We start from the raw sequence: 296 nt of genomic DNA, 5'->3' as shown, positions 1-296 counted from the left end.
ATCGACGACACGCCAGCACCTGTGAATGGTTTGGACGGCGGCGACACTGCGTCTGTTCTGGACAACGACACGCTGAATGGCGCGGCTGTTGATCCTGCAGATATCACGCTGACGCCGGGTACGGCTCCGACACCTGCCGCAGGTTCGATCACGATGAATGCAGACGGGACCATCACCGTGGCGCCTGGCACGACGGCTGGGACGTACAGCTATCCCTATACGATCTGTGACGCGGTGAACGCAGGCAACTGCGACACGGCGACGGCAACTGTTGTTGTCGACGTAGCGCCCATTGA

At 60.8% G+C, this 296-nt stretch carries 1 protein-coding gene; it reads left to right on the top strand.

Going from position 1 to position 296, the window contains the following annotated elements; genetic code table 11:
* The coding region (locus ACXAH3_RS16495; protein WP_474863362.1) for an Ig-like domain-containing protein at positions 1-296 on the top strand (296 nt) is incomplete at both ends.

This window comes from Aliiroseovarius sp. ABM4_368 (genome assembly GCF_056161205.1).
This window is presented reverse-complemented; position numbering and strand designations above follow the sequence as displayed.